Genomic DNA, 13,671 nt, shown 5'->3' on the forward strand with positions numbered 1-13,671 from the left:
GAGGCGTCCTTGTCGAGCCGACGGACCGGCGTCCTATCTCGAACGATAGGGGTTGTCGTCGCCATTGCCGGATGGGCGCAGCGTATAGCGTTTGTAGGTCCACTGGTATTGGGCCGGATCGCGGCGCGCAATACGTTCTACCGCCGCGTTGAGGGCGACGCAGGCGCGTTGCGGATCGGGATCGGCGATGCCGTCCGGCGCGGCTTCGATGCGCAAGGCGAACGCCGGATGATCCGGATGCGTGTCGATGCGTTCGCAGTACGCGAACAACACCGTCGCGCCGGTGCGTTCGGCCAGGCGTCCGAGCAGGGTCATGGTCAGCGCGGGCACGCCGAAGAACGGCGCGAACTCGCCGTCGCCGGCCTTGGGTTGCTGGTCGGGCAGGATGCCGACCACGCCGCCGGCGTTGAGGCGCTTCCACAGCTGGCGCACCGCCGAGCCTTCGGCGCGGACCTGGGTCACACGTTCGGCTTCGGTGTCGGCGCGCACCAGGTTGAGGAACGCCTCGCCGATCGGCGACTCCGGCGGGCGATACAAAATCGCCAGCGGGGTGCGGAAGGCCAGCCACTGGTTCAGCAGCTCCCAGTTGCCGTAATGCGGCGCCGCCACGATCAGGCCGCGCCCGGAAGCGAGCGCGGCGTCGAACAACTCGGTGCCGTGCTGCTCGCGCAGCAGGCCGAGATTCTCGGCATGGGGCCGGGTCCACAGGCGCAGGGTCTCGACCGCCTGGCGCGAAGTGGTGCGCACGATCGCGCGCTGCCACTGCTCGCGCTCGGCCGGCAGCAACTTCGGGTAGGCCAGCTCCAGGTTGACCCGGGCGACCCGGCTCTCGCGGGCGTTGCGGCGCTGCCACAGCGCGGCGATGGCGTCGCCCAGGCGCATCTGCCAGGACCAGGGCAGGCGGCCGAGCGCGCTGGCGAAGACATACAGCAGGCGGGCGACGAATCGGGTCATCGCGCGAGTGTAGCCGCTGGCCTGTGCGCCACCGTGGCGGCCGGACCAGACGATACCTGCCGGATGCGGCGCAGATCGGGTCCGGCACGGCGCCGATGCCGGCACGATGCAGGCTTTACACTCGCGTCCGACTTTCCAGATCGCACGAGCCCGCATGCTGAGTCTGATCCAGCGCGTCACCCAAGCCTCGGTCGTCGTCGACGGCGAAACCGTCGGTGCGATCGGCCCTGGCCTGCTGGCCCTGGTCGGGGTTGAACCCGGCGACGGCGAACCCCAGATCGCCCGCATGGCCGAACGCCTGCTCGGGTACCGGGTCTTCGCCGACGATGCCGGCCGCATGAACCGCGGCCTGGCCGATACCGGCGGCGGGCTGCTGTTGGTCAGTCAGTTCACCCTGGCCGCCGATACCAGCAGCGGCATGCGTCCGGGCTTCAGCACGGCCGCCGCCCCGGGCCTGGCTGAACCGTTATTCAACCGTCTGGTCGAAACCTGCCGGCAACGTCATGCCGGAGGGGTGGAAACCGGCCGCTTCGGCGCCCATATGGTCGTCAACCTGGTCAACGACGGCCCGGTCACCTTTCTCCTCCGGTCCTAAGACCCGGCCTCCCAGGCCGGACCTGATATACTGGAGCGTTCCCTACCCTCAATAGCGCGGTGGCGCAGCCCATGGCCAACGAACGTCAGCCCCCTCCGTCCGATATCAAGCTCCTGATCAGCAAGGGCTTGGAGCAGGGCTATCTGACCTATGCCGAGGTCAACGATCACCTGCCCGACGATCTCGTCGACGCGGAACAGATCGAAGACATCATCGGCATGATCAACGGCATGGGCATCGAGGTGCACGAAGTTGCCCCCGATGCCGAAACGCTGTTGCTCGCCGACGGCAACACCGGTAATCGCGAAGTCGACGACACCGCGGCTGAAGAAGCCGCGGCGGCGTTGACCGCACTCGACGGCGAAGGCGGCCGCACCACCGACCCCGTGCGCATGTACATGCGCGAGATGGGCACGGTCGAGCTGCTTACCCGCGAGGGCGAAATCGCCATCGCCAAGCGCATCGAAGAGGGCCTGAACCAGGTCCAGGCTTCGCTTGCCCTGTTCCCCTCCACGATCCAGCTGATCCTCGAAGACTACGAGCAGCACAAGGCCGGCAAGAAGCGCCTGGCCGAGATCGTGGTCGGCTTCAACGATCACCTCGACGAAGAGCCCGAGCCGCCGGCACCGCCGGTGGTGGTGGCCGACGCCGATGCCGACGCGGACGACGACGAAGAAGTCGAAGCCGCCGGCGACGATGCCGAGACCGAAGAGACCACCTCCGGTCCGGACCCGGTCGAAGTCGCCGCGCGCATGGAGGCCATCGCCGACCTGTACGGCAAGTTCCTCAAGGCCCAGGGCAAGGGCGGCGCCGGCGCCAAGGCGGCGACCAAGCTGCGCGAAGACATCGCCGCCGTGTTCGTCACCCTGAAGCTGCCGCTGGCCCTGACCGACAACCTGATGCGCAACCTGCGCGACGTGGTCGGCTCGATCAAGGACCACGAGCGCAAGATCCTCGACCTGGCCACGCGCATCGCCAAGATGCCGCGCAAGGACTTCATCCGCGCCTGGGAAGGCAACCAGACCAATCTGGAATGGGTCGACGAGCTGCTCAAGCGCAAGCAGAAGTGGTCGTCGGGTCTGCGCGACGTGAAGGACCAGATCATCGTCGAGCAGCAGACCACGATCGAGATCGAGCAGGCCTCGTTCCTGACCCTGGCCGACATCAAGGAAATCAGCCGTGCGATGGCCTATGGCGAAGCCAAGGCGCGCAAGGCCAAGAAGGAGATGGTCGAGGCCAACCTGCGCCTGGTGATCTCCATCGCCAAGAAGTACACCAACCGCGGTCTGCAATTCCTCGATCTGATCCAGGAAGGCAACATCGGTCTGATGAAGGCGGTCGACAAGTTCGAGTTCCGCCGCGGCTTCAAGTTCTCGACCTACGCCACGTGGTGGATCCGTCAGGCCATCACCCGTTCGATCGCCGATCAGGCGCGCACCATCCGTATCCCGGTGCACATGATCGAAACGATCAACAAGCTAAACCGCATCTCGCGTCAGATGCTCCAGCAGTACGGTCGCGAGGCCACGCCGGAAGAGTTGGCGAAAGAGATGGACATGCCCGAGGACAAGATCCGCAAGGTCATGAAGATCGCCAAGGAACCGATCTCGATGGAGACGCCGATCGGCGACGACGAGGATTCGCACCTCGGCGATTTCATCGAAGACACCAACGTCGAGTCCCCGGTCGAAGCCACCACCAACATCAACCTCTCCGAGACGGTCCGCGACGTGCTCGCCGGCCTGACCCCGAGGGAAGCCAAGGTGCTGCGCATGCGTTTCGGCATCGACATGAATACCGATCACACCCTCGAAGAGGTCGGTAAGCAGTTCGACGTCACTCGCGAGCGTATCCGCCAGATCGAGGCCAAGGCGCTGCGCAAGCTGCGTCACCCGAGCCGTTCGGAACAACTGCGCAGCTTCCTCGACATCGATTGATCGGCGTCGCTTCGGTTGCGTAAGGAAACAGGCCCCGCTCGCGGGGCCTGTTTCGTTTGCGCCGGTCCGAGTTCCATCCGGCGCCCGGCGGCGTGCGGCTTAGTCTGCGGATGACGGCATCAGGCTGTAGCTATCGATGCCGCGGGCATTGCGCTGAGGCCTGTGGCGCGGAATTCTCTTATCGCATCGCATCGCATCGCATCGCATCGCATCGCATCGCACAACAAAGCACCGCGCTGTATCGCGCCATGCCATGCCATGCAACGCCATGCCGAGCGAATGAGTCGCGTCGCTATGCTGGTTCCGCAGCCGCGCTCAGCCGTAGAAGAACTGCTCGTGCACGATCTTGCCGTCGCGCACCTTGTACACCGCGACCTCGGCCATCGGCATGCGGCCCATGCTCTTGTAGGTCGCATCGATGCTCATGGCCAGGCTGAACCAGTCGCCGCCGACGGCCGGGTCGCTGCACCAACTGTCGTGGATCTCGATCACATCGGCCATGAAGTCGCGGCCTTTCTGGCGGATCGCCGCCAGGCCTTCGACGTTGCCGAGCGGGCCGCCCTGATTGCCGGGCGCCTCGATGCTGACGGCGTCGTCGGCGTAGAGCTCTTCCTGGATCTGTTCGTGTTTGCCTGCGCGGCACAGCTCGACATAGCGATTGGCGATTTGCTGGGTATCCATGGCGGGCGATCCTTGGGGTGGGGGCTCAGGATAGGGCCGAGCTTGACCGCTAGTGGCGGGGAGCGACGCGATTGAAGGCCCTCTCCCGACGAGCGGGAGATGAATGCGTCGTGCCGGCCGGCGTCGGCCTGTTGCGATTCGCATCGGTCCTACAGAAAACGACGCAACCAAGGGTAGGAGCGGCGCAAGCCGCGACCGCGACGCATCGGTCTCGCGGCGATACCGACCGAAATCCCCTGTAGGAGCGGCGTAAGCCGCGACCGCGACCTCGCAGCTACGGCGTAACCGTCGATTCGCGGCCGCGGCTTGCGCCGCTCCTACCCGGAAGCAGCATGCCTAGGGGTTCGCAGCTGCAACCGCCGTTGCAATAAGAATTTTGTGAATGCTGTGCACCCCTCGCACTAGCGAAGGCTATCGAAGACCCAAAGGGCGGCGCGCAGGGATGCGCACCGTTTTTCATCGGGACAGGGATGTCCCGTATGTAGAGCCCTGCGTCGGCATCGAGCGTGCGGGCTAGTGATTCAAAACAAAAGCAACTTCTTTGGTGACTTTTGCCCGAAGGGAATCCAGACGGACTTTTGTTGCTTTAGACAAAAGAAAGTTACCCCGCCGCTTTAGTGGCGGAAGCCTTTAGCGTTTGATCCTGGCCTTGATCTTGCTTGATGTAAGCGGTGCGAACCCGTCGCAGCGTGGTCGCGACTTACCTCGCTCCTACAGAAGTCTCAACAGTGCAACGCGAGTTGAGGCATGGCGGTCGCGGCTCGCGCCGCTCCTACCCCGAAGCAAAGGCCCCGCAGCAACGCAAACGGGGCGCAATGCGCCCCGTTTCGACCCCACGATAACGCCACGCGGTCAACCCTGGCGCAGCAACCGCATCACTTCGTAGCACGCGCCCATGGTGTGGTAATCGGTCTTGCCGGCCGGGCTCTTCTCGTCGCTGTACTTGCGGTTCTCGCGATCGAGGATGCGGTACCAGGCGCCGTAGCGGTGATCGACCATGTGCTGCCAGGCGTAAGCCCACAGCTTGTCGTACCACTGCCAGTACAGGTCGTCGCCGGTGCGCGCCGCGAGCAGCGCCGCGGTCGCCAGCGATTCGGCCTGCACCCAGAAATACTTGTCGTCGTCGCAGACCGAACCGTCCGGGGCGAAGCCGTAGAACAGGCCGCCGTGCTCGCTGTCCCAGGAACGCGCCACCGCGAGGTCGAACAGATGCCGCGCGGCCGGCAGCAGCCACGCCGGCGCCTCGCCGCTCGGCGACAGATGGCGGTCGAGGATCAGCAGCAGCTTGGCCCACTCGGTCTGGTGGCCGGGCTGGAAACCCCAGGGGCGGAACAGGTGCTTGGGGTCGTCGCGGTGGTAATCCCAGTCGATGTTCCAGTCGCGGTCGTAATGCTCCCACACCAGGCCTTCGGACTTCGCCGCCTGGCGCTGGGTCATGTTCTGCGCCAAGGTCAGTGCGCGGTCGAGGTAACGGCGCTGGCCGCTCGCCTCGTAGGCCGCCAGCATCGCCTCGCACATGTGCATGTTGGCGTTCTGGCCGCGGTAGTCGCTGAAGTTCCAGTCGGCGTCGGCTTCGTCGCGGTACAGGCCGTGCTGCGCCTCCCAGAAGCGCTGCTCCAGCAGCTCCCAGGTTTCGTCCATCCACGCCGCCGCCTCGTCGATGCCGGCCTTGAGTGCGGTCGAATAAGCGAGCAGCATGAAGGCGCCGCCGTAGCAGTGGTTCATCCGGTCTTCGGGCTGGCCGTCGCGGATCGTCCAGGCGTAGCCGCCGGTCTCGGCGTTGCGATGCTTCTCGCGCAGATAACGCAGGCCGTGGCGCGCGAGCTCGCGATAGTCCTCGCGCTCGAACTCGATCGCGGCCATCGCGTAGTTGAAGACGAAGCGGGTGCTGCTGACCAGGTGCCGGTGCGAAGCGTCGTAGACCGAGCCGTCGTCGCGGAAATAATGGAAGAAGCCGCCGTCCGGGTCGCGCGCGACCGGATCGTAGAACGCCATCGTGTCGGCGATGTGCGCGCGCAAGGTCTCGGCCTTGCGGAAATCGGGAAGCGGGTGCAGCGGAAGATTCATGACTGTTCCTGCATCAGGCGTTCGACATCGGCCGCGCTCGGCATCGCCGCGAAGGCGCCGTGTCGGGTGGTGGCGAGGGCGCCGGCGGCCGCGGCATAGCGCAGCGCGCCGATGAAGTCGGCCTCGCGTTCGAGGAAATCGGTGAAGCCGGCGGCGTTCACGCCCAGGGTCGACAAGCGCTGCAGCAGGCCGCCGACGAAGGCGTCGCCGGCGCCGGTGGTGTCGGACGGGGCGACCCGGAAGGTCGGCACTTCGCCCTGGCGCGTGCGCGTGTGCCAGCGGATCGGGGTGGCGCCGTCGGTGATCAGCACGCAGGTGGCGTAGCCGTGCCACAAGCGTTGCAATGCGGCTTCCTCGCCGCCGAGGTGGCGGGCCAGGAATTCGAACTCGCTGCCGCACAGTTTGATCAGGTCGGCTTCGAGCAGCGCCGCCAGCAGGCGCGGCGCCGGGTCGAAGCCAGCTGGCCACAACGACGGCCGCAGGTTCATGTCCATGCTGACCAGGGCGCCGGCCATGCGCGCGCGGCGCATCCCGGCCAGTGTGGTCGCGGCGATCGATTCCTCGGTCAGGCTGTTGGAGCAGACGTGGAACACGCCGGCCTCGGCGAAGCTGTCGCCGCTGAAGTCCGAGTCGCGGAACAGCAGGTCGGCGGCCGGCGGGCGGTAGAAACTGAAGCTGCGTTCGCCGTCGCCGTCGAGCGAGACGAAAGCCAGCGCGGTCTTGGCCTCGGCGGTGCGCAGCAGGTGGCGCGTGTCGACGCCGTAGTCTTGCAATTGCGCGGCGATGAAGTCGCCGAACATGTCTTCGCCCAGCATGCCGACGAAGCGCGCATTGCCGCCCAGGCGGGCCGCGGCGACGGCGACGTTGGCCGGCGCGCCGCCGGCGTATTCGACGAAGTGACGCGGCTCGCCGGCGACCGACGAGGGACGCGCGAGAAAATCGATCAGGGCCTCACCAAAGCAGACGATTGCGCCGTTGCGCGGTTCTGCGGATAGCACAACGGACATCAATGCATCACTCCCGAAGCCTGGGCGGTGACGTGCTGGCCCTGGCCGGCGAGCACGCGCGAACCGCGCCAGCCGTACCAGACGATGAAGGCGTAGCACACCACCGGAATTACGAACGAAGGTTGGATACCGATCCGGTCGGACAACACGCCCTGCAACCACGGAATGACCGCGCCGCCGACGATGCCCATGATCAGCAGGCTCGAAGCCTTGCTGGTCATCGGCCCGAGGCGCTCGATGGCGATGGTGAAGATGGTCGGGAACATGATCGAGTTGAACAGGCCGATCGACAGCACCGCCCACATCGCGACCGAACCCTTCGTGCTCATGGTCAGCGCCAGCAGCGCGATCGCGGCGACCGCGAACAGCGCCAGCAGGCGGCGCGCATCGAAGCGGCGCAGCAAGGCCGCGCCGATGAAGCGGCCGACCATTGCGCCGCCCCAGTAATACGCCAGGTATTCGCTGGCCTGGGCGTGGTCGATGTTGCCGATTTCCGGCGCCGAGATGTAGTTGATCAGGAAGCTGCCGATCGAGACCTCGGCGCCGACGTAGACGAAAATCGCGATCACCCCAAAGAACAGATGCCGCTGGCCCAACACTTCGGCGAAGCTGTGGTGCACCGGGTCGGCGCTCTCGGTGGCTTCGGCCAGCGAGGGGATGCGCATCTGGTACACGAACACCGCGAGCAGGAGCAGGCAGCCGGCGATGATCATGTACGGCATCTGCACCGAGGCCGCTTCGTGCGCGCGGTAGGCCGCCTGCTCGGCGACCGACATCGCCGCCAGCTCGGCGGTGCCGAGCACCGCGGTCGATAGGATCAGCGGGCCGATCACGTACGGGAACAAGGTGGTGCCGAGCGAATTCAGCGCTTGCGCCAGGTTGAGCCGGCTCGGCGCGCCGGCCGGGTCGCCGAGCAGGCTGATGTAGGGGTTCGCCGAGACCTGCAGCAGGGTGATGCCGCTGGCGAGCACGAACAACGCACCCAGGAACAAGGGATACGACGGTATGCGCGCGGCCGGGAAGAACAGCGCCGCGCCGGCCGCGGCCACGATCAACCCGATCACGATGCTGTTCTTGTAGCCGACCTTCGCCACCACCTTGCTCGCCGGCAGCGACATCAGGAAGTAGGCGCCGAAGAAGGTCGACTGGATCAGCATCGACTGCGCGTAGTTCATCTGGAACACGGCTTTCAGATGCGGGATCAGCACATCGTTGAGGCTGGTCAGGCCGCCCCAGGTGAAGAAGATCGTGGTCACCACCGCGAGTGCGGCGGTGTAGGACATGTCGCGACGGGTCATGCGGACTCTCCGGGCGGCGGAACGAGCACCTCGCTGCTGCTGCGTGCCTGCAGCCGGACGGGGGCGACGGTATGGGCGGGCGGCATGTCGGGGTCGCGCAGGCGCTTGAGGATCAGCTCTGCGGCCTGGCGGCCGCGTGCGCGCGGGTCGACCGCGATCGTGGTCAGGGTGGGCGAGGCCACCGAGGCTTCGGGAATGTCGTCGAAGCCGATGACGGCGAAATCGCCGCCCGGACGGCGCCCGCGTGCGACCAGGCCGGCCATCAGGCCCAGCGCGACCGCGTCGTTGTAGCAGACCGCCGCGGTCGGGGCCGGGTCGCGCACGAACAGCGCACCGGTCTGCTGCGCCGCTTCCAGACGCGTCGGCGCGCATTCCACCAGCCACTGCGGCTCGGGATCGACGCCGGCCTCGGCCAAGGCTTCGCGATAGCCCTGGCGGCGTTGCCGGCACGAGCTCGAATCGCGATGGCCGCCGAAAAAGGCGATGCGGCGATGGCCGCGTTCGAGCAGATGGCGGGTCGCCAGGCGCGCGCCGTGGGTGTTGTCGAGGGCGAGGAAATCCCAGTCGGTGGAATCCAGCTCGCGGTTGAACACCAGCACCGGCGTGCGTTCGCCGACCTGGGCGCGCACGCGCGCGCCGTCGCTGCCTTCGGCCGGCGACAGGATGATGCCGGCCGGGTCGTGCTCCATCAGCGAGGTCAGCACCGCCTGCTGGCGTTCGACCGACTCGTTGGTGCTGCCGAGCAGGGTGACGAAACCGGCCGTGGCCAGCCATTCGTCGACGCCGGCGGCGAATTCGGCGAAGAAGGGGTTGGACAGGTCGTTGATGACCAGGGCCACGCCGGTCGACACCTTGCGCCGCAGATTGGCCGCGCCGCGGTGATAGACGTAGCCTTGGCGCTTGAGCTCGGCCTCGACCCGGGCGCGGGTGTCGGCATGGACCAGCGGGCTGCCGCGCAGGACCAGCGAGACCGTCGCACGCGACAGACCGCAGGCACGGGCGATGTCGGCCAGGGTGACCCGGCCGCGAGGAGCGGGCGCGTCGTTCATCGTTGACACCTCACAAGGGGTGGTCGGTCGGCAATCATGGCGTTCGGCGGCTTTTGGATCGTTCTAAATGCCGTCATCCTGCGGCCTCAGGCCCGTCCCTGCATTCTGCATTGCAGCATGAAGGGGCCTGGGTCGCGTGTTAGCTTGCCCGCATTTAGAACGATCTAAAAGTGGCCGCCGGGATTTTTGCCGGTCCGGCCGTGTCCGGGCCCTGTGCCCTATAGACGGAGTGCCCCGGATGACCCGGCCGACCCAGCCTCTCACCTCCCGCCGCGCCTGTCCCGCCCTGCGCTGGCTGGCCGCCGCCGCCCTGGCCGCCTGCGCCCTCGGCGCGAGTGCTGGTCCTGCTGATGAAGCCGGCCGCCGGGCCTACGACTCGGTCGACCCTTTCATCGGCACCGGCGGCGAGGGCCACACCTTTCCCGGCGCGGTGGTGCCGTTCGGCATGATCCAGCTCAGCCCCGACACCGAGATCCAGCCGCGCAAGCAGGCCTACGGCTGGGCCGCCGGCTATCGCTACAGCGACAGCAGCATCGTCGGCTTCTCCCATACCCACTTCTCCGGCACCGGCCATTCCGACCTCGGCGACGTGCTGCTGATGCCGATCGCCGGCGAGGTCAAGCTCGAACGCGGCGATTCCAAGGTCGCCCGCAGCGGCTACCGCTCGCGCTTCCGTCACGACGACGAAGTCGCGCAGCCCGGCTATTACGCGGTCACCCTCGACGACTACAAGATCCGCGCCGAACTCACCGCCACCGAGCGCGTCGGCGTGCATCGCTACCGCTTTCCGAAAGGGCAGCCCGCGCACGTGCTGGTCGACCTGCGCACCAGCCTGTACGACTACCCCGGCAAGATCCTGTGGTCGCGGCTGCGCCTGCGCGCCGACGGCACCGTCACCGGCTACCGCGAAACCCGCGGCTGGGCGCCGGGCCGTCAGCTCTATTTCGCGATGCGTTTCTCGCGCTCCGTCAGCGGCCACGGCTTCCACGACACCGAAGCCGATGTCGCCTACAAAGGCTTCCCGCCCCCGGGCGAAAAAGACCCGACGAAACGCGCTCAGATCGAAGGCCGCCAAGTGGTCGGCAGCCTCGATTTCGCCGACGCCGAAGGTAAAGACCTGATTGTCAAAGTATCGATCTCGCCGGTCAGCGAAGACAGTGCGATCGCCAATCTGGACGCCGAAGTGCCCGGCTGGGATTTCGACGGCGTGCGCGCGCAGGCGCGTGCGAGCTGGACCGAAGCGCTGTCGGCGATCGAGGCCGACGCGCCCGAGCCGATGCGCAAGAGCTTCTACACCGCGCTGTATCACACGCTGATGGGGCCGAGTCTGTTCATGGACAGCGATGGCCGTTATCGCGGCCCCGACAACGCCGTGCACCAGGCCAAGGGCTTCCGGTACCACTCGACGTTCTCGCTGTGGGACACCTACCGCGCGCTGCATCCGCTGCTGACCCTGGTGCAGCCCGAGCGGCGCAATAACGACTTCGTCAATTCGCTGCTCGCCTCGCGCCGCCACAGCCCCTACGGCATCCTGCCGATCTGGTCCTTCCACGGCCAGGAAACCTGGTGCATGGTCGGCTACCACGCCGTGCCGGTGATCGCCGACGCCTACATGAAAGGCATCCGCGGCTACGACACCAGCGAGGCCCTCGACGCGATGGTCGCCAGCGCCAGCTACGGCCCCTACGACGGCATCGCCCAATACATGGAGCTCGGCTACGTGCCGATCGACGAAGAAGGCGAGGCCGCTTCGAAGACGCTCGAATACGCCTTCGATGACTGGACCATCGCGCGCATGGCCGGCGACATGGGCCGCCAGGACATCGCAGCCAAGTTCGAGAAACGCGCCGGCAACTGGAAACACGCGTTCGACCCGAACAGCGGCTTCATGCGCGCGCGCAAGCGCGACGGCAGCTTCCGCGAACCCTTCGACCCCACCGCCAGCGGCTACGGCACCGACTACACCGAAGGCAACGCCTGGCAGTATTCCTGGTACGTGCCGCAGGACGTCGCCGGCCTGATCGACGCCCACGGCGGCGACGCCAAGCTCGTCGCCAAACTCGACCAGGTCTTCGACGCCAAGGTCGACCCGAAGGTGTTCGAGCACATGGAAGACATCACCGGCCTGATCGGCTGGTACGCCCACGGCAACGAACCCAGCCACCACGTCGCCTACCTCTACGGCTACGCCGGCCAACCCTGGCGCACCCAGGAGCGCCTCAAGCAGATCATGGCCAGCCAATACGCCCCGCGCCCCGACGGCCTGGCCGGCAACGACGACCTCGGCCAGATGTCGGCCTGGTACGTCTTCACCGCGCTGGGCTTCTACCCGGTGGCCCCGGCCAGCAACGAATACGCCATCGGCCGCCCCTTCCTGCCCAAGGCCACCCTCAACCTGCCCAACGGCAAACGCTTCACCGTCGTTGCCGACGGCCTGGACGACGCCCACACCTACATCGGCGCCGCCACCCTCAACGGCCAGCCGCTGGACCGCAGCTTCCTGCGCCACGAAGAGATCATGGCCGGCGGGGAGCTGCGGTTTACGATGCAGGGGGCGCCGAATAAGGCTTGGGCCAGCGATCCGAAGCAGCGGCCGTATTCGATGAGTGTGAGGCGCTGAGGGGGGGCGGTTGTCGCCTAGGCCTGTCTCTGCCTGGATGAGCGGCCTTTGGTGAGGCGCTTCGACTGGTGAGGCGCCTCGATTGCGCCTTGATACGGTCCATCGATTGGCAGGAATCGACGAGACAGGCCACACCGCTGCTGCGCGCCGTCTCTGCGTCGAGGGGCATGGGCTCCCCGTGCGACGGCGCTGGCACATAGCCGCGCCGCTTACGCCCGCCCCGCCCAACCATTAGAATCCCTGCTCGCGCGGGCCTATAGCTCAACGGTTAGAGCAGAGGACTCATAATCCTTTGGTTCCAGGTTCGAATCCTGGTGGGCCCACCACTCCTTTCGGAAGGGCGTTTATCTCCCCCTCCGCACGTTGAGAAAACCCCCTTATTTTCGAGGGTTTCCGCGAAGGCCGTGGTTTCAGAGAACCGGCGAAAAACGCCGTTTGGCGAAATTTTCGCCAGTCAGTCCTCTCTCTTCTCCCTACCTGTGGTCTCGGAACCAAAGGGCTGAATTTTGGCCTCTTACAAATCAACGGGTTAGCCGTGGACTTTTCTGCGAGTTTTTCGGCGATCAACAGGTCAGCCAGAACACTCAACTTGAAACCACAGCGCACGAAGACCGGCTTTTTTGACCTTTTGACCCAAGACGACATCAAACCGCTTGATCCGACTAATGCGATACCGAAATCACGCCCGTGCAGCGGATGCGTTGACCGGACGCCGACAAGTTCTGGGTTCACTTCAGTGGCGCACGAGAAGCGTTACCGGTACTGGCAAAGGCCTTTAGAGAAGCGAGTGCACAGCGGAGAAAACGTGTCCCAATGTAGATGCTCAGGCGTCGGGCCAACGATTCTCCAGCATCTTCGGCAGCACGTCGGTGAGCAGGCCATTGGACGGCGTGGCCGCTTGCAATTGGGAGAGCTTGCCATCGAGCGCGAGGTGGGCGAAGCCGTGCACCATAGACCACGCCGCCAGTAATTCAGCGCGCGCCTGCGTATCCAGCGATTGTTGCGAGGGCAGGGAATGCATCGCCCGGATGGTCTGCTCGAGCTGCATCAGGGTTTTGTCGCCCGCTGCCTGCAAGGCGGCGTCATCGTGACTCAATAGGTCGTGGCGGAACATCAGATGGAATCGACCGGGATAGGTCAACGCGAAACGGACGTAACCGACGCCCTGCATCCGCATCCGTTGTGTCGGCGTGCCGGCGGATGGATCGACGTCCAGGTGTTTGGCCAATTCCTCGAAGCCGAGGATGGCCACCTCCGAGAGCAGGCCGGCGGCGCTGCCGAAATGGTGGGCGGGCGCGGCCGGCGACACGCCCGCGCGCCTGGCCGCTTCGCGCAAGCTGAAACCCTCCAGACCGTGCTCGGCAAGGATTTGGTCGGCGGCCTGGATCAGGGCCATTTTCAAGTCGCCATGGTGGTAGCGCTCGACGGGGGCTTTCCGGCTGTTTCGCTTGGCTTGCGTCATC

10 protein-coding genes and 1 tRNA gene are annotated in these 13,671 nt (G+C 66.1%); 4 read left to right on the top strand and 7 right to left on the bottom strand.

Annotated features, from left to right (window positions below):
* Window positions 1–33 precede the first annotated feature (33 nt).
* Complete coding sequence (locus ACKN61_RS01810; RefSeq protein ID WP_408952033.1) at window positions 34–954, bottom strand: lauroyl acyltransferase; 921 nt, start codon at window positions 952–954, stop codon at window positions 34–36.
* A 154-nt stretch (window positions 955–1,108) separates the two neighbouring features.
* Between ACKN61_RS01810 and dtd the strand changes: the two genes are divergently transcribed.
* Together dtd and rpoD are read left to right on the top strand one after the other, a co-directional pair.
* Window positions 1,109–1,549 (top strand): D-aminoacyl-tRNA deacylase, encoded by a 441-nt coding sequence (gene dtd / locus ACKN61_RS01815; protein WP_408952034.1) that lies wholly within the window; start codon window positions 1,109–1,111, stop codon window positions 1,547–1,549.
* Between the two features lie 71 nt (window positions 1,550–1,620).
* Window positions 1,621–3,486, top strand: a complete 1,866-nt coding sequence (gene rpoD / locus ACKN61_RS01820; protein WP_031372147.1) for an RNA polymerase sigma factor RpoD — start codon at window positions 1,621–1,623, stop codon at window positions 3,484–3,486.
* 315 nt (window positions 3,487–3,801) lie between these two features.
* Here the strand turns inward: rpoD and ACKN61_RS01825 are convergent, their stop codons facing one another.
* From ACKN61_RS01825 to ACKN61_RS01845, 5 genes are all read right to left on the bottom strand, one after another.
* Window positions 3,802–4,167 (bottom strand): SnoaL-like domain-containing protein, encoded by a 366-nt coding sequence (locus ACKN61_RS01825; RefSeq protein WP_408952035.1) that lies wholly within the window; start codon window positions 4,165–4,167, stop codon window positions 3,802–3,804.
* Window positions 4,168–5,019: 852 nt separating this feature from the next.
* Complete coding sequence (locus ACKN61_RS01830) at window positions 5,020–6,234, bottom strand: AGE family epimerase/isomerase (protein WP_408952036.1); 1,215 nt, start codon at window positions 6,232–6,234, stop codon at window positions 5,020–5,022.
* The gene (locus ACKN61_RS01835) at window positions 6,231–7,241 is read right to left on the bottom strand and encodes a carbohydrate kinase family protein (protein ID WP_408952037.1); all 1,011 of its coding nucleotides are present in this window, start codon (window positions 7,239–7,241) and stop codon (window positions 6,231–6,233) included. The genes ACKN61_RS01830 and ACKN61_RS01835 overlap by 4 nt, the downstream gene beginning before the upstream one ends.
* On the bottom strand, window positions 7,241–8,539 hold the full coding sequence (fucP, locus tag ACKN61_RS01840) for an L-fucose:H+ symporter permease (protein ID WP_408952038.1): 1,299 nt from the start codon (window positions 8,537–8,539) through the stop codon (window positions 7,241–7,243). The genes ACKN61_RS01835 and fucP overlap by 1 nt, the downstream gene beginning before the upstream one ends.
* Entirely contained in the window at window positions 8,536–9,588 is a 1,053-nt protein-coding gene (locus tag ACKN61_RS01845) for a LacI family DNA-binding transcriptional regulator (protein WP_031372152.1), read from the bottom strand. Before ACKN61_RS01845 ends, fucP begins: the two co-directional genes overlap by 4 nt.
* Before the next feature lie 238 nt (window positions 9,589–9,826).
* On the opposite strand from ACKN61_RS01845, the gene ACKN61_RS01850 reads away from it, so the two are divergent.
* Window positions 9,827–12,208 (top strand): GH92 family glycosyl hydrolase, encoded by a 2,382-nt coding sequence (locus ACKN61_RS01850; RefSeq protein WP_408952039.1) that lies wholly within the window; start codon window positions 9,827–9,829, stop codon window positions 12,206–12,208.
* A 250-nt stretch (window positions 12,209–12,458) separates the two neighbouring features.
* Window positions 12,459–12,534 (top strand) — tRNA-Ile (locus ACKN61_RS01855).
* Between the two features lie 497 nt (window positions 12,535–13,031).
* On the opposite strand, the gene ACKN61_RS01860 is transcribed toward ACKN61_RS01855, so the two are convergent.
* Window positions 13,032–13,670: a TetR/AcrR family transcriptional regulator gene (locus tag ACKN61_RS01860; protein ID WP_408952040.1), complete on the bottom strand. Its 639-nt coding sequence runs from the start codon at window positions 13,668–13,670 to the stop codon at window positions 13,032–13,034.
* Window position 13,671: the final 1 nt, after the last annotated feature.

The organism is Lysobacter sp. Hz25, assembly GCF_046097045.1.
Lineage (GTDB): Bacteria > Pseudomonadota > Gammaproteobacteria > Xanthomonadales > Xanthomonadaceae > Lysobacter > Lysobacter antibioticus_B.